The organism is uncultured Nostoc sp. (genome assembly GCF_964245445.1).
GTDB lineage: Bacteria > Cyanobacteriota > Cyanobacteriia > Cyanobacteriales > Nostocaceae > Nostoc.
In genome coordinates, this window is record NZ_CAXTNE010000192.1 from 1 (window position 1) to 15,838 (window position 15,838).

14 protein-coding genes and 1 pseudogene are annotated in these 15,838 nt (G+C 41.5%); 6 read left to right on the plus strand and 9 right to left on the minus strand.

Annotated elements, in window-relative coordinates; translation table 11 throughout:
- Positions 1-85 precede the first annotated feature (85 nt).
- Together ACFE90_RS25940 and ACFE90_RS25945 are read left to right on the plus strand one after the other, a co-directional pair.
- Positions 86-688, plus strand: coding sequence for an inositol monophosphatase family protein (locus ACFE90_RS25940; RefSeq protein WP_375505322.1), 603 nt, complete (start codon positions 86-88; stop codon positions 686-688).
- A gap of 50 nt (positions 689-738) precedes the next feature.
- On the plus strand, positions 739-1,719 hold the full coding sequence (locus ACFE90_RS25945) for a 2-dehydropantoate 2-reductase (RefSeq protein WP_375505310.1): 981 nt from the start codon (positions 739-741) through the stop codon (positions 1,717-1,719).
- A 278-nt stretch (positions 1,720-1,997) separates the two neighbouring features.
- On the opposite strand, the gene ACFE90_RS25950 is transcribed toward ACFE90_RS25945, so the two are convergent.
- Positions 1,998-2,477, minus strand: coding sequence for a hypothetical protein (locus ACFE90_RS25950; protein ID WP_375505311.1), 480 nt, complete (start codon positions 2,475-2,477; stop codon positions 1,998-2,000).
- Positions 2,478-2,590: 113 nt separating this feature from the next.
- On the opposite strand from ACFE90_RS25950, the gene ACFE90_RS25955 reads away from it, so the two are divergent.
- Positions 2,591-4,078 (plus strand): ABC transporter permease subunit, encoded by a 1,488-nt coding sequence (locus tag ACFE90_RS25955; RefSeq protein WP_375505312.1) that lies wholly within the window; start codon positions 2,591-2,593, stop codon positions 4,076-4,078.
- A complete protein-coding gene (locus ACFE90_RS25960) occupies positions 4,071-4,805 on the plus strand; it encodes an amino acid ABC transporter ATP-binding protein (RefSeq protein WP_375505313.1) in 735 nt (244 codons plus the stop codon). Before ACFE90_RS25955 ends, ACFE90_RS25960 begins: the two co-directional genes overlap by 8 nt.
- Here ACFE90_RS25960 and ACFE90_RS25965 read toward each other — a convergent pair.
- Positions 4,802-5,290 carry an NUDIX hydrolase gene (locus ACFE90_RS25965; RefSeq protein ID WP_375505314.1) on the minus strand — a complete coding sequence of 163 codons (489 nt, stop codon included), beginning with the start codon at positions 5,288-5,290 and terminating at the stop codon, positions 4,802-4,804. The two genes, ACFE90_RS25960 and ACFE90_RS25965, sit on opposite strands and share 4 nt — an antisense overlap.
- A gap of 108 nt (positions 5,291-5,398) precedes the next feature.
- Here ACFE90_RS25965 and ACFE90_RS25970 point away from each other — a divergent pair, with 108 nt between their 5' ends.
- Positions 5,399-5,977, plus strand: a complete 579-nt coding sequence (locus tag ACFE90_RS25970; protein WP_375505315.1) for an NADPH-dependent FMN reductase — start codon at positions 5,399-5,401, stop codon at positions 5,975-5,977.
- A gap of 5 nt (positions 5,978-5,982) precedes the next feature.
- On the opposite strand, the pseudogene ACFE90_RS25975 reads toward ACFE90_RS25970, so the two are convergent.
- From ACFE90_RS25975 to ACFE90_RS25985, 3 genes and pseudogenes are all read right to left on the minus strand, one after another.
- Positions 5,983-6,344: pseudogene (locus ACFE90_RS25975) on the minus strand (TSUP family transporter).
- 33 nt (positions 6,345-6,377) lie between these two features.
- Complete coding sequence (locus tag ACFE90_RS25980) at positions 6,378-7,343, minus strand: acetamidase/formamidase family protein (RefSeq protein ID WP_375505316.1); 966 nt, start codon at positions 7,341-7,343, stop codon at positions 6,378-6,380.
- A gap of 167 nt (positions 7,344-7,510) precedes the next feature.
- The gene (locus ACFE90_RS25985) at positions 7,511-8,131 is read right to left on the minus strand and encodes a hypothetical protein (RefSeq protein ID WP_375505317.1); all 621 of its coding nucleotides are present in this window, start codon (positions 8,129-8,131) and stop codon (positions 7,511-7,513) included.
- Positions 8,132-8,282: 151 nt separating this feature from the next.
- Between ACFE90_RS25985 and ACFE90_RS25990 the strand changes: the two genes are divergently transcribed.
- Positions 8,283-9,515, plus strand: a complete 1,233-nt coding sequence (locus ACFE90_RS25990) for a DUF4336 domain-containing protein (RefSeq protein WP_375505318.1) — start codon at positions 8,283-8,285, stop codon at positions 9,513-9,515.
- Between the two features lie 91 nt (positions 9,516-9,606).
- Here ACFE90_RS25990 and ACFE90_RS25995 read toward each other — a convergent pair whose 3' ends face one another.
- The 4 genes from ACFE90_RS25995 to ACFE90_RS26010 form a co-directional block, all read right to left on the minus strand.
- On the minus strand, positions 9,607-10,254 hold the full coding sequence (locus ACFE90_RS25995) for a GNAT family N-acetyltransferase (protein WP_375505319.1): 648 nt from the start codon (positions 10,252-10,254) through the stop codon (positions 9,607-9,609).
- 147 nt (positions 10,255-10,401) lie between these two features.
- Entirely contained in the window at positions 10,402-11,736 is a 1,335-nt protein-coding gene (locus ACFE90_RS26000) for a GTPase family protein (RefSeq protein WP_375505323.1), read from the minus strand.
- 405 nt (positions 11,737-12,141) lie between these two features.
- Positions 12,142-14,796: a PAS domain S-box protein gene (locus tag ACFE90_RS26005; RefSeq protein ID WP_375505320.1), complete on the minus strand. Its 2,655-nt coding sequence runs from the start codon at positions 14,794-14,796 to the stop codon at positions 12,142-12,144.
- Between the two features lie 184 nt (positions 14,797-14,980).
- Positions 14,981-15,679: a rhomboid family intramembrane serine protease gene (locus ACFE90_RS26010; protein ID WP_375505321.1), complete on the minus strand. Its 699-nt coding sequence runs from the start codon at positions 15,677-15,679 to the stop codon at positions 14,981-14,983.
- Between the last annotated feature and the right edge of the window lie 159 nt (positions 15,680-15,838).

Genomic DNA, 15,838 nt, shown 5'->3' on the forward strand with positions numbered 1-15,838 from the left:
CGCTACTATCCACATCTGGATTCACAAAATATTATTAGTGGGATAGGTTCATGAAAGTTCTAACAATACTAAGTATTTTCGCGCTATCGAACTTGGTTTAGAAGGTGATTATTTAGTCACACTCGACCCAATCGATGGTACGAAGTTTTACATGGATGGACATTCTAATTACCAAATTATTCTCAGTATTCTAAATTCGGATGACTTTGAAGCAGTAATCGCTATTTCCCCTGCCCAAAATGTTTATTTTTACGCTCTCCGAGGTGAAGGTGCTTTTACAGGGACACTGGATATGAGCTTAGAAACCTGTGCCCCGTTACACATAACATCCGTCAAACCTTCTATTTTGTTAGGATGGGGAATGAATTCTATTGCACCTTTACTAAAAGATCGATATAAAGTAATCGATATAGCGACTGATTACTCTAGTGATATTGAAATTTCCAATCTCAATGGTATTTTCAGTGGTGACTTGAGTGGAGCAGTTATCAAATCGGGCAAATTTATTGATAGTGCTGCACTCGCTTTTATTGCGAAAGAGGCTGGCTGGATTGTAACTACTCTGGATGGTTCGACTTTACCACCACTGCATACTTGTGAAAACTATACTACGCCTGGATTGATAGTAGCTGCTTCAAAATCTGTTCATCAAGACCTGCTGTCAGCGATGCAAAGCGTAGCTGTTTGATGTAAAAGCAACTGGATACCGTCTTCCACGACTCATATTCTTTTGACAAAATGAAAATTTGTATTGTTGGCGCGGGTGCGATTGGTGGATATTTAGGGGCGAAATTGGCACTAGCAGGTGAAGAGGTGACGCTAATCGCTCGTGGTTCTCATTTGGAGGCAATTCAAAAAAATGGGCTGAAGTTGATCATGGCAGACGCTTCCAGCCAAATTGCTACTCCGTATTTAGCAACTAGCGATATTCAGATAGCAGGGCCACAAGATGTAGTCATTTTAGCTGTCAAGGCTCACAGTGTGCCTGCGATCGCACCTTTTCTCCCTGCACTCTACGATGCTCATACAATGGTGGTAACAGCCCAAAATGGGGTTCCTTGGTGGTACTTTCGCAAGTATGGCGGTGAGTATGAAGGGACGCGGATTCAATCTGTTGACCCAGATGGGATTATTGAAGCTAGTATCGGTGCTGATCGCGCCATCGGTTGTGTTGTTTACCCGGCAACTGAGATAATTGAACCAGGTGTGATTAAGCATATTGAAGGCGATCGCTTTACTCTTGGTGAAATCGACGGCACTAAAACAGAACGCATTCAATTATTAGCACAGACTTTAAAACAGGCAGGATTCAAAGCACCAATCCGCAATCAAATTCGCACGGAAATTTGGATCAAGTTGTGGGGGAATGTGGCGTTTAATCCGATCAGTGCCTTAACTGGTGCTACTTTAGAGGATATTTGCCGCTATCCCCTCACCCGTGAACTAGCGCGGCAAATGATGAGTGAAACTCAAGCGATCGCCCAAAAGTTGGGTATAAAGTTTGGCATTAGTTTAGAACAGCGAATTAATGGGGCAGAAAATGTTGGTGCCCATAAAACCTCTATGCTACAAGATATTGAAGCCAGACGCACAACGGAGATAGATGCTATTGTTGGCGCGGTGGCAGAATTGGGAAAACTCACTCAAATTCCCACACCTTATATTGATGCTATTTATGCCAGCGTCAAGCTGCTGGAGGCGACTAAATTAAAAGTTTGATTTGACTTTCCTTAACTTTTGATAGCATCTGGAAAGTAGCGAAGAGTTAGTTAATCAAAAAATCTAGAAATGGCTCAAGAATTTACCCAATTATCATACACTAATGCTAACATTCTAGTCAGAGAATTATGTAATATAAGAATTGTGGAAGAAATTACTGGAAATAAACGTAATCGAGCTTTTATTTATGAACCCTACCTATCTATTTTTAAGGAGTATTAACAGCAAAAATGGAATTTATAAAATATTTTTAATTTTCGGTAGTAGAGTAAAAAATACTAAAAACGGTAATTTTTGGGACGAAAAATAAAGGAGTCTTCAAGAAATATTACTTCATCCGCCTTCATCTCGTTGACAAAATTTCTGAATAGTGACCAGTAGGGGCTATTTCGATTTACATCAGCCCAAAAATGGTTACTTTCCCAACAACGGATAGCATAATACCCAAACATATAGAAAGCAACATTACGTTTGATAATGCCGGAATTTACCATTAAAGCAATATCTTCATAAAATCCTAGTAATTCGACTTTTTCCGACCATGAAACTTCTGCTAAATATGAGTCATTTGTCTCAAGCATACTAATTAGTTTCGATATAACTTTACTTTCCCTAAAACGCTTCCGTATTTCTGCATACTGTTCGCTTCGTTTTTGGGCTAGTTGACGTGTATATTCGTAAACACCTTTTATCCAGGTAAGCAGAGCAACAAACGTTCCCATAATGATGGCAATATTCCGGCAGTCATCTAATGTCATTAAATTCATTTAGTAGGTTAATAGTTAATCTATAATAAACTACTTTGTTTGTATGTCCACTTATAGCTACACTAAAATCTTTGGCTAGCTGAAGTTATATAATTATCACGTCCATGAAGAAAAAGAAAGTATGGCTATTAAGGATACTGGTTCTAACAGTAGTAGGAATCAGCATCATCGGACATAGTAATTCTCTAAAAGCTGTTTCACCTTTAGGGAAAGACACGTTGACGATGATTACTTCCCCAGATTATCCTCCTTATGAGTTTTATGATACTAAAGGAGGCGATCGCCAAATCGTTGGCTTTGATATAGATATTGCCAAGAACCTTGCTCAAAAACTAGGGTTTAAACTTCAAATAATGGAGTCTGATTTTAATGGGTTAATTCCTGCACTCCAAGCAAATCGCGCTGACTTTGTAATGGCTGGGATGACTCCGACTCCAGAACGTCAAAAAAATATTAACTTTTCAATTATTTATTACGAAGCCAAAGATACCATTGTCGCTCCTAAAGGTAGCAACCTAAAGCAGCCCCAAGACTTATTAGGAAAAAAAGTTGGGGTACAACTAGGAACCATCCAAGAACAAAATGCTCAGAAAATTGCTAAAAAATTTGCCGGTATTCAGCTAAAGCAACTCAACAGAGTGCCGGAAGTAGTTCAGGAAATCAAATCTGGGCGAATTGATGCAGCAATTGTTGAGGATACCGTCGCTAAAGGATTTGCCCAAGCTAACCCAGATTTAGAATTTAATATTATTCCCTCAGAGGAGGCAAGTGGATCTGCGATCGCTTTTCCTAAAGGTTCTTCTTTTGTAGAACCGTTTAGCAAAGTCCTCCAACAAATGAAAGACGATGGCACATTAAATAAACTTGTCACCAAGTGGTTTTCACAGAATATCACCGCCAATCCTGTATCCTCAACTCCTGCCAAAGGCGGATTGAATCTCGACTTCACTAGAATTCTTCCCGACATTCCCTTTATTCTGCGGGGAATCCCTTTAACTTTGTTGTTTACGCTATTATCTGTAACCTTGGGGTTAATCTGGGGAACAATCCTGTCTCTATTAAAAATTATCGGCATCAAGCCGCTTACCTGGGTTGCTAACGCCTATACCTCTGTTTTTCGAGGCACACCTTTGCTATTACAGTTGGCGTTGGTTTACTACGCAACACCCCAGCTTACAGGCTATGATATTTCAGCATTGCAGGCTGGGGTGCTAACTTTTACCCTAAATTCTGGCGCTTATATGTCGGAAACTATCAGGGGTGGGATTCAGGCGGTGGATAAAGGGCAAAGTGAAGCGGCGATGTCTATGGGTGTTCCTTATTGGTTAATGATGTGGGATGTGATTTTACCGCAAGCATTGAAGAACATTCTCCCAGCATTGGTAAATGAAACTATCGGATTGCTCAAAGATTCCGCGCTGGTGTCAACGATTGGGGTGGTGGAAATATTACGCAGTGCCCAAATTGTTGGTGCAAACAAGTATATTTATTTTGAACCACTGCTATTTGCAGGGTTAATCTACTATGTTTTAGTAATGGGTATGACCTTGGGTGCATCTGCTTTAGAAAGGAGGTTACGGGAAAGTGAATAATGTAGTAATTCGCACGGAATTCTTATGTAAATCCTTTGGTAAACTCGACGTACTCAAAGATATTTCCACTGAATTTTATCAGGGGGAAGTGGTTGCTATATTAGGCCCTTCTGGTTCAGGTAAGTCTACCTTTTTACGATGCATAAACTTGCTAGAACAACCCACCAGAGGAAGAATCTACTTTCACGAGCAAGAAATTACCAAACCCAAAGCAAACATCGCTAAAGTACGTCAGCATTTGGTGATGGTATTTCAACATTTTAATTTGTTTCCCCACATGAGTGTGCTGCAAAATGTCACCTACGCACCCATCAAGGTGAAAGGAATAAACAAGCAAAAAGCAGAAGAACATGGCTTAGAATTGCTTGCTAAGGTAGGTTTAGAGCCAAAAGCAGATGTCTATCCGTCCAAACTATCCGGGGGACAGAAACAGCGAGTAGCGATCGCCCGTGCATTAGCAATGGAACCAGAGATGATTTTGTTTGATGAACCCACTTCTGCATTAGATCCAGAAATGGTTAAGGATGTGCTGGAAGTGATGAAAGCTTTAGCGCTATCTGGAATGACAATGGCGATCGTCACCCATGAAATGGGTTTTGCAAGAGAAGTTGCCAATCGGATTATGTTCCTCGACCAGGGAATTTTAGCAGAAGATGCTACTCCTGGCGAGTTTTTTCAAAATCCTAAGTGCGATCGCGCTAAACAGTTCTTGGAAAAAATGCTTTAGAACATCAGGAATTTGCCGCTTTTTTTGTATTCTTGAAACTTTTCTAAAACGGGGCGATCGTTTGGCATTAACGTAGGTAAGTCTGCCAAATCAAAAAATTCTAGCGCCAGCGATTCTCCATCTAGGCAAGCGAGGCTGCCTTGCCATTCAACAGCTCGCAAAATTAAAATGAAGTTTTGGACGCGATCGCCATTAGGATAAGTTACAGTTTCAAAGGCTGGATTGGAAGAAAAACCCACAGCTTCAAAACGCTTAACTGTTAAACCAGTTTCTTCAAAAACCTCTCGTGCTGAACATTCTTCGGCAGAGTCACCTACTTCTGGACAGCCACCAGGTAGCCCCCAAAGTTTGAAATCACTTCGCTTTTGCAATAAAACGCGCCCCAAGTTATCCTCGATAATCACGCGTGCGCCAAATAATAGAAGTAGGCGATCGCCTACAACTTGTCGTAACTTACCGAGATAAGAATCTGACCAATTCGCCATAATTTTAGAGAAAGTTTCTAAAGAAAATCTAAAGGTAGCAAATAGCGATCGCCTGAAAACAGGATAATGCAGCTGAACAGGTTAATTATTTCCATTCAACCTAGAATTATGGCATCTACACCTAAAATCCTTGCCTTTGCAGGCAGCACCCGGATTGAGTCTTACAACAAAAAATTGGTAAAAATCGCGGCGGCGGGCGCTCAGGCAGCAGGCGCAGAAGTGACTTATATAGACCTCCGCGATTTGCCCCTACCTCTGTATGATGAAGATTTGGAAGCTCAAGAAGGACTACCTGCCAACGCCCGTACTTTCAAGGATTTGCTGATTTCTCATCAAGGATTGCTGATTGCTTCGCCGGAATATAACAGTTCACTTACAGCAGTTTTGAAGAATGCCATTGACTGGGCATCCCGTCGAGCCCCAAATGAAGCGCCGTTAGCTGCTTTTGCAGGTAAGGTTGCTACTATTATGAGCGCTTCCCCAGGCGCTCTTGGTGGTTTACGGGGATTGGTTCACCTGCGGTCTATTTTGGGAAACATCAAAGTTTTGGTACTTCCCGATCAAATAGCCCTATCCAAAGCTTACGAAGCCTTTAATCCTGATGGCACGTTAGTAGATCCTAAACAGCAAGAATCTATTGAAAAGCTAGGCGATGGCTTAACAAAAATATTGCTGAAGCTTAATTAAATTCTTCAATTTGATAGTAAATAACGAATACCTATCATTAGCACAAAGATGTCATACAGCTTTTTTATCAACTTGCTGCTAATAAATGGCTGATTTGCAAACAATGCCCCGAAGAAGTTATCCACGATTAAACCAACTGCAATAATCAGGGCATATTTGATATAAAGATTACCGTTGCGATGGTAAACTAAGGCTGCTAAAATGCCGATTGACAAAATTTTAGCAGCCACAGAAGTTCTTGTAGCTAACTTCTGATCCAAACCAATTACTAACACCATTGCCGGAATCATAATTGCGCCGCCTCCGATACCAAACATACCGCCAGCAACGCCAGTAACTAAACCAATTAACAACGTTGGATAAAGATATTAGATAGAAAAAATGGTCGCTAGATTATAAATTATAAATTAATTTTATGGGAAAATATTGATTTAGGTAGCATTCCATGCACACCTTTGTGGGGACTGTTTACAACTTGAGTGATATGAAAATTTACAGTTAAACTGCACAATACATAAGCATCTTCTGGCGATAAATTTGCAAAGGATTCCAGAAAATCAATCATATTTTTTAAAGCCAGTTCTAAGGCTTCATCTAAGGTTTGAGCAAAGCCCATTGTGATGATATGAGTTGGAGTTTCAGCGATTGGTGTTGTTAGTTGTAAATTCTTGCGAAGTTTGAGGGTAATTCTACCGTTCATGGAAGTTTCAATGGCGGTGACATTAACTTCACCATCTCCCTGTGCCGAATGCCCATCACCAATAGAAAATAATGCACCTGGTACGAAAATCGGCAAAAATAAACGAGAACCAGCTTGCAGTTCCCGATTGTCGATATTACCGCCGTAAGAACCTGGTGGAACAGAAGTTCGAGAAGTTTCTGGGGTAGCGACACCAAGAATTCCAAAAAACGGTTTGAGGGGAATTTTTATGCCAGTACCCGCCGCAAATTCCGCGATATTGTTTGCTAAATCTAGAGAAATGAATCTCAAAGCAGGTTGAGGAAACTGATGTGGTAAAGCTCCCCAACCTGTACGAATGGCATTGAAACCGATGGGTAAACGAGGTGCGATCGCATCTAATTGTACTTCTAAAACATCCCCTGGTTCGGCATCGCGCACATAAATCGGTCCTGTGAGTAAATGCGGCCCCCCAGCAATTTTGCGTTCTGGTAGAAGATTTTGGCAGATGTCGAGAAATTCTTGTGTGACAAATTCAGGTGGTGCTTTGTCATAAACGTAGTAACCAGTATAAGTTTCCACATCAACCGTATCACCTGAATCAATAGTGAGTGCTGGTTTTAACAGATGGGAAAAACCACCTAAATGCACAGTTTCTTTTGAGGCTTTTAAAATGTAATGAGTCATGTCGCTTCGCTCCAATTAAAAATTAAAAATTAACAATCCCCATAAATAATAAATTTAAATTTACTTGCTCTGTATCATGAGTCTGTTTCGGTCATATCATATCTGCCTAATCACTTATCAAGCGTTAGAGCGTCCCCCTTGCTCCCTTGCCTCTTTTCCGACTTCTGTCAAGCATCAGATGAAAGAATGCCTACTAATACTCGTACCAAATCTTCTAAACCTTCAGAAACACGATAAAGTTTAATATCTTCTGTAATTAGCTTCTGTTGTCTATTGAGTGTACCAAATTTCCAGTCATCTCCATTAGTAACTGCGCCAAATAAAATTGATGATTGTTCATCTAGAGACTGACCCAGAGCTATTAATTCTACAGCTAGCTGTGTAAACCCTCTTCTGATATCTGATTGTTTTGCTTCAATCACCAGTAGAGAGTTAGACTTATGTAAATAATAATTTAAAGTCCCTTTGAGTTTTTCATCCACATTAATTGGATACTCATTATATAGTTGAGCTTTTGTCTGATCGCAGATTTCAGCAAGGATAGGAGCAATCATAAATTCTCTGATTGATATCTCAGCCGTTGGGTTAAAAAGCTTTATATTGCGCTGTAAGTAATTTTGCAAAAATTCTAAATAGCTAATATCAGCAAAGTATCTTGGTAATTGTAGCTCTGTACGAGCATAGCTGTACTCAAACTCAGCTACTATATCTATTGTTGGGTTAGGTAACAAAAAATATTGACTAAAAGTGTAACTTTGCTCAGGTTTTAAAATTCTATATTTGCTCATGATTTTTATCGTTAATGAACTATGCCGGAGATATTACGAATTACAATTAGGAATTAATAATTGATCTGATTATCTCAATAATTTGCTAAACTCCAACTTTAGGGATAGCAAATAAGAACAATTTGAGCAGGGAATTTGGAGGGGTTGCACAGTGGCTGATGATGAACGCATAGTCAATGCACAACAGATAGATCCAAAAGACTTCTCGTGGAGATTATGGCCTGTTGTGCCACTCTACCCTTATGGCAGGCGGCAGACAATCCGTAAAGAAGTGGTAAAGGACACAATTTGGAATTTTGACCAAATTCAAGGCATTTTCTACGTTGTTGTGCCGATTCGCATGACTGTTGTTAAGCTCGAAGCCGGGGGTCTTCTCATCTACGCACCTGTTGCACCAACCCCAGAGTGTATCCGGCTTGTGAATGAGTTGGTGGCGGAACACGGTAATGTTAAGTACATTATCCTGCCAACTATCTCCGGCATAGAACATAAGGTATTCGTCGGGCCTTTCGCCAGATACTTTCCAACTGCACAGGTGTTTGTGGCTCCCCATCAGTGGAGTTTCCCGCTAAATCTCCCACTTAGCTGGCTTGGTTTACCTCCAAAACGAACTCAAGTACTTCCAGAAGATAGTAGCAAAACGCCCTTTGCTGAGGAGTTTGATTATGCAATGCTGGGGCCCATTGAGCTTGGCCCTGGTCGGTTTGCAGAAGTTGCTTTTTTCCACAAGCGATCGCATACTCTTTTAGTAACAGATTCTGTACTTTCGATCCCAGAAGATCCACCTGCGATCGCACTTTTAGATCCATATCCCTTACTATTCCATGCCAAGGAGCATGCTACTGATATTGTTGCAGACATTCAAGTAAATCGCCGTAAGGGTTGGCAGCGTATCTCGTTGTTTGCTTTGTACTTTCAACCCAACGCACTAAATATCCGCCAATGGAGTCAGGTGTTGCAAGATGCCTTGAAAGCACCAGAACGCTCAAAGAAAGCTTATTTTGGATTGTATCCCTTTAAATGGCATCCAGATTGGCAGCGATCGTTTAATGCTTTGCGAGGTGATGGGCGTTTGTTTGTCGCGCCAATTTTACAGACGCTGATTCTCAACCGCGCACCGAAAGAAACCATCGACTGGGCTGATAAAGTTGCTAGTTGGGACTTCGAGTGGATTATTCCTTGCCACTTTGATTCACCGATTAAAGCCAAGCCGCATCAGTTTCGCCAAGCTTTCTCTTTTTTAGAAAAGCAGCCTGCTGTCAGTGCGGGTTTGTTCAGCAGTAGTAGCTATCCCTTGCCAGAGGAGGATTTTAAACTACTTAAAGAAATCGATACAGGTTTAAATAAGTTTGGCATTGTGCCAGCAGCAAAGGAGAAAGTGTAGGGTAAGTAAGTTCGTAGTAAGGATTAAAGTCCTTATATTTTAAGTACTAAAGTGCTTACTACAAACTTTTCATTACTAGCTTGACAGACTACTAGTTGTTATTTAGTTTCATTAATGAAATATTTTCGTGGGAATAAAGCCATTTTTCAAAATTGCTTTTACAGCGCAACCATTCTTTATCTGTCATTGCGAACCAATCAGTATCTTTGTTTTTTCCACGAACAAACATGTGTTGTCGAAAACGTCCTTCATAAATGAATCCCATCCTTGTAGCTGTAGTTCGACTCGCATGGTTGAGGGAATCACATTTCCACTCAACTCGACGATAAGAATGATGATCAAAAAGATGCTGAAGTAGCAAAAACTGTGATTCTGTATTGACTTTACTTTTGTGGACTGCGGGAGTAAACCATACATGACCAATTTCAGCACGACCATGATTTGGTGCGATCGCAAGTAATGCTACAATTCCCACTTGAATATTTGTTGAGTTTTCAAAGACTGTCCAAGTAAGAGGCTCAGATTTACTTACTAGGTTTATTTCTATCCAGTCTTTCATCGTCGAAGGGTGATCAAATGGGCCGTAAAATAGATAATTCCAGACGGCTTCCTTTTCAGGACTGCCATGTGAAGCTGCATATAATGTATCCACATCTCTTTCGGGAATTAAGGGCTTGAGTGTTACAAATTCACCGTTAAGTTGAAGAAATTCCGGTGGTTGCCAAGTTCGGTTTTGCATGATTTTATTGTTTTCCACACACAGATAATCTCATATCGAAACCACCTGCGATTCGGTTATATAAATCTGCGAGTTATCAACCCATAGCAGCCTATGGGCGTTATGTGGGAAATCTACTGAGTGTTTGCTGAAACGGATTCTTGAGTTTTAATGTTTAATTCCCTTAAACCGTTCTTGCGCTGCCTGAAATGCTTCTTGCATTACCAACTGAATTTTCTGGGGATCGGGTTTCTTACCTCCCATTAAATCACCAAAGTAAACGCAGGCTGCTTCCCCTAATGCCCAGGTGTAGGCAGCTGCCCAAGAGGCTGCGATCGCACTACCAAAACCCGGTATAAATTTAATTAATTCCCGTGCTATTGCCTGTGCTAAAAAACCACCTGCGATCGCACTCACAACGCCTCCCGCCTGAGATGGCGTAACTGTCTGCCCATATAATTTACCCAACAGACCCACCATTGACACTTGCAAGGCAGTTAGTACGGGCATTGTGGTAAATGGCAGAGGTACAGCTGCAAGGGTGGCAGACATAATCGCAAATGGCAAAATATAACGGCGTGCAGCATCTCGGTAAAGATTGCCAAGTTGCTTCCCAGATTCTTCTCGATCTAATAGCTGATAAATCGCCTGGGCTTCTGCTTCTGGAAGTAGTTCTGCTAAGGAATCTCGCAGTGCTTCTAAGCCATAAAATACCGGATTATAGCCATCTTCTTCTAGGGTAAAGTCAATGAGTACAGAGCGATCGCTTATTCCTGCAAAGGCTTGCTGCATTGCGGTAAATGCGCGGTTGACTTCTTGATAATCTGGTGGATAGGCAGGATGATCGACGGTATCGGCAGGATAAACCTCATGCAAGCAAGTAACTACCAGCAAACAGGGAATATTTGGATACTGCTGGCGCAGTTGTTTAGCAACTTGTCTTAACGTGTCAGTTGCAAAATCATTGATTTTGACGGTAAGAATGAGGATTCTAGCGGAACGAGTCTCCTTTTTTAAATCGCCAACTAATTCCTGAATGATTAATTGAGTATCTTGTTTAACATCACCAAGTCCCACCGTATCAGTAAAAATCAGTAACGGCAGGTCATTGGAAGGATAGGCATAGCGCTGGGTGTGTTGCGTGTGAGGACGAAATCCCTGACCGACAATCTCGGCAGAAACTCCCGTCAATCCCCGGACAATCGAACTTTTGCCGGCTTGGGGTTTACCAATCACGAGGGCTTCTGTGGTTGGCAGTTCGGCTCGAACTTTCTCTAAAATCTCTGCAACCTGAGTTTCGCTCACACTAAACCATTCAACAACCGTTTGTGCCAGTTGTTCTACGGGTAGGAGTTGCGTTAGATGTGTTGTGGCTTTATTCCAGACACCAGTAATGCGGTTTGTCCAGGAATCATCGACCGATTTGGTAGTTGCTCCATCAGTCGGTTCACTCAATTGCTGAGAATCAGTTGACGGTGAGTCAGCATCACGTTGCTCAGTCATTTCCATCCAAGCGTAAAAGACCCTTTTATCAATCATCTTATAGCGATTCTCAAAAGGATAACCAGTACCGTTAGTAGTGTATCAACTTGGGCGATCGCGTTCTGGAGGTAGCGTGTCCACACTTCTAAAGGAACCGTTGCTGTAGAAAAACGTAGCAAGGGACTTCCAACTAAAAAAATAATCAATCGTTTTGGAAGGCAGGGGGAGCTGGCGTTGCAGGGGGAGAAAAAATTGGATAGTGACGTTGGATGTAGGAATTGAGTAATTTAATTCTTGGATGTCCCCAAGGCAAATTTATTGTTTCGACTGACAATGCGATTGTTTCGACTAACAATGCAATTGTTTCGGCTTACAATGTTAATACAAAACTAAAGTTATGGAAAGCCTCTCGGACGCTTACCTAGATCATTTTGGCTCAATCAAATCAACGATCGCTTTCACCAATACATCTGGATCTACTGGTTTAGAAATATGCATTTCAAATCCTGCTGCTAATGCTTGCTGCTGATTCATTTCGCCTGCATAAGCCGTCAGAGCGATCGCTGGTACGTTTCCTCCTTGTTCAGGTGATCGCGATCGCACTTCACGCATCAGCATATAACCGTCTGTCTTTGGCATTCCAATATCACTAATTAAAACATCTGGTACTGACTCAGACAGCACTTCTAATGCTTCCTGTGCTGAAGATACGGCAGTTACTTGTACACCGTAGTCTTGCAAAATAAAAGTAATTAAGTCGCGGATATCTGGTTCATCGTCCACAACCAAAATGTGAGTATCAGAAAGGAGCGAGGATTCAGGTTCACAATCTAAAGACTCATTCTCTCCACGCGTCACCTGTTCACTTCTAACTAAAAGCGGTATCTCAACGGTGAAAGTAGTACCCGATCCTTCTCCAGGACTTTCGGCTTGAACTTTTCCCCCATGCATCTCTACAACCTTACGCACGATCGCTAATCCTAAACCTAATCCACCAAATGCCCGCGTAATTGTGCTATCAGCTTGGCGAAAATAATCGAACACATAAGGCAAAAACTCTGGGCTAATTCCCTTACCTGTATCGCTGACCTGAATTTGAGCTTGGTTGCCAAGTTCCATGAGTCGAATTTCTACCCGTCCCCCTGCTGGTGTAAATTTGACCGCATTGGAAAGTAGATTCCACACAACTTGCACAAGCCGATTTGGATCGCCCATGACTTGTCCCAAAGTGGGATCAAATATCGTCTGAATTTGAATTGACTTAGCTTGTGCTGCGAGTTTTACTGTCTCTAGTGCGGCTTCAATTACCATTACCAAGTTTACTGGACAGATATTCAAGTTTAATTTTCCTTGGAGGATGCGAGAGACATCCAACAAATCTTCAATTAGCTGGGTTTGTAACTTGGCGTTGCGTTCAATAGTTTCTAAGGCGTGGTTAGTGGTTTTTTCATCGAAATTGCGAGTTCGCAGTAATTTTGACCACCCCAGAACAGAGTTAAGTGGGGTTCGCAGTTCATGAGAGAGAACCGCCAGAAATTCATCTTTGACTTTGTTGGCGATTTCTGCTTCTTTGCGTGCTTTCATTTCTCGTTCGAGGAGGCGATCGCGTTCTTTCTCAACTGATTTGCGATGGGTAATATCTAGTATAAAAGCAACACCGTTATCCTTTGAGTCATTTAGCAAGGCCATCCCCAAAACAATTGGGACTCGCTTACCGTCGCGCTGGAGATATTCTTTCTCATAAATTCTGGAAACTCCAGTGGTTTGCACTTCCAAAAGGGCGCGATCGTCTAAATCTTTATACTCAATAGGAGTAAGTTCTCTCCAATTAATTCTACCCAAAGTCGCAAACTCATCACGATTGTAGCCAGCTAGCTGGAGAAAGGCATCATTGGCATCAAGAATAAAGCCATCTACATTCCAAAAAGCGACCCCGATCAGGTTGGATTCAAACAAACGCCGAAATCTGGCTTCACTTTCGCGTAGTGTTTTTTCTGCCCGTTTGTGTTCGGTAATATCACGAAAAACTGTAATTACGCCTTCAATATTTTGGTTATAATTCCGTAATGCTGTGAGGATGTATTCATAATAATGCACCCCATCAGCAGTAACATATTTACACTCATCCTTGATTGGCTGCCCAGTTTTCATCACAGCTTTTCGTTGATTATCTACCTGTTCTATAAGGTCTGCGGGTAAATCCAGGTCTTGCAAAGTTTTTCCGACAATATCCTGGGGCTTGAAGCCTAATACCGTAGCTGCATCACGACTGACATACTGATAGCAACCTCTGCGATTAAAGATGTAAATGTGATCGACTGAGGCGGTGAGGATGGCATTTAAAATATTTGCCTGTTCTTGCACTTGGGTTGTGAGTTCACGAGTACTTTCTTCTGCTTGCTTGCAGACAGTAGTTTCCATACAAACGCCGATCATTCGCACCGCTTGTCCTTGATCGTCATAGATAAATTTTCCCTTGGCAGAAATCCAATGTACACTTTGGTCTGATCGCACTATGCGAAATTCATCGTTGTAGTCAGACTTTTGTTCAAAAGCGTGGGCGATCCCTTGCATTACAGATTGCCTGTCTTCAGGATAAACGCACTTCTGAAACGTTTCGTAAGGGCCATCAAAACTACCTGGAAGCACACCAAAAAGCAATTCATAATTTTCAGACCAGATGACTTTATTGGTAACAATATTCCAATCCCACAAGCCCATCTGGGAAACCTCTAGAGCTAGCCTGAGCCGTTCTTCACTCTCCCTCAGCAACGCTTCTACCTGCTGTCGTTCTGCAATTTCTTGTTGGAGTTGTTCTAAGGTTACTGCCACATTTGTTGACACATTTAAGGTTGTGGATGTCCCCTGTTCAAAATGTCGCTTGATATCATATTCGACAGCTTGAATATGGGGATATTCTAGTGCAAGCGCCAGTTTTTTTTCTAGCTCTATTACTTGCTCCTCAAGGGCTGCTTGCCTTTGCTGATAAAATATTTCTGATTGCTCTAACTCAGCTACACGCTGCCGCAGAGCTACTAATTCATCAGTGACTTGAAAGTTAATTTTATCAACATTTGGCATCTTACACACCGTTTTTAACTAAACAATACCGATTTGAAGAGTAGGCATCCCCTAGCTTTAACAGTATCGATTTTTAAGCTAAAAAATGTAATCAGTCAAAAGACGCATAAGGTTTTAACCGAAATACACCTTCTGAGGTTAAGAGCTTTGTCCGGCGACAAGACACTTTGCATCCAATAAAAAATTATCTCTTCAAACGCATAAAACATGCACCCATCAATATTGCCACAACCTGTCCCCAGAAAACACCACCCCATTGGTTTACGCCAACAGGAGGAATATTTAAACTGCCGATGCCATAAAATAATTGTTGCACAAACCACCAAAATAGATAGAAAAAAGCTGGAAGTTGAATTGGAATATACAAGATTATTAGCGGCAAAATTGTGTCAATTTTAGCTTTAGGAAACTTCATAATATATGCTCCTAAAACAGCTGCGATCGCGCCATTGCCCCCAATCAGTGGTACTGTCAAACTCGGTTCTGCCAGAATTTGCACACAATAAGCGATCGCGCCAGCAGCCAGATACAATCCGAGATAGCCTCTATGCCCCAGAATATTTTCGACAGTCTTACCAAAAACCCATAAGAATAACAGATTTCCCAATATTTGGCTAAAACTGCCATGTAGGAATATTGCAATAAGTAGTGAAAATGTCCGCCAAATTACAATTATCCAAGCAGCATTATTGAATAAGAATGCATTTGTAATTGCCCCACTAATCTGGGCTGGAATTACACCCCAACTATTAACAAAATAACCTAATTCACCACTAAATTCTAGTTGAAGCTCCCATAAGAATACGGCAATATTAATACCAATCAGCCAGTAATTAATAATCGGTTTATTCCGACAACGAATATTATCACTTATAGGAATCATATAAATTAGTCATTAGTCACTGGTCATTGGTCAGCGCCCGCGCCTGCTCACCGCGGAGCAGGGGACGAGTGACTAATGGCTAATGACTAATGACTAAGAAGGATCGACCCGGAACAGCACCTGATCGAACTCGACACCGTCACCGCTCTTGGCGCACAC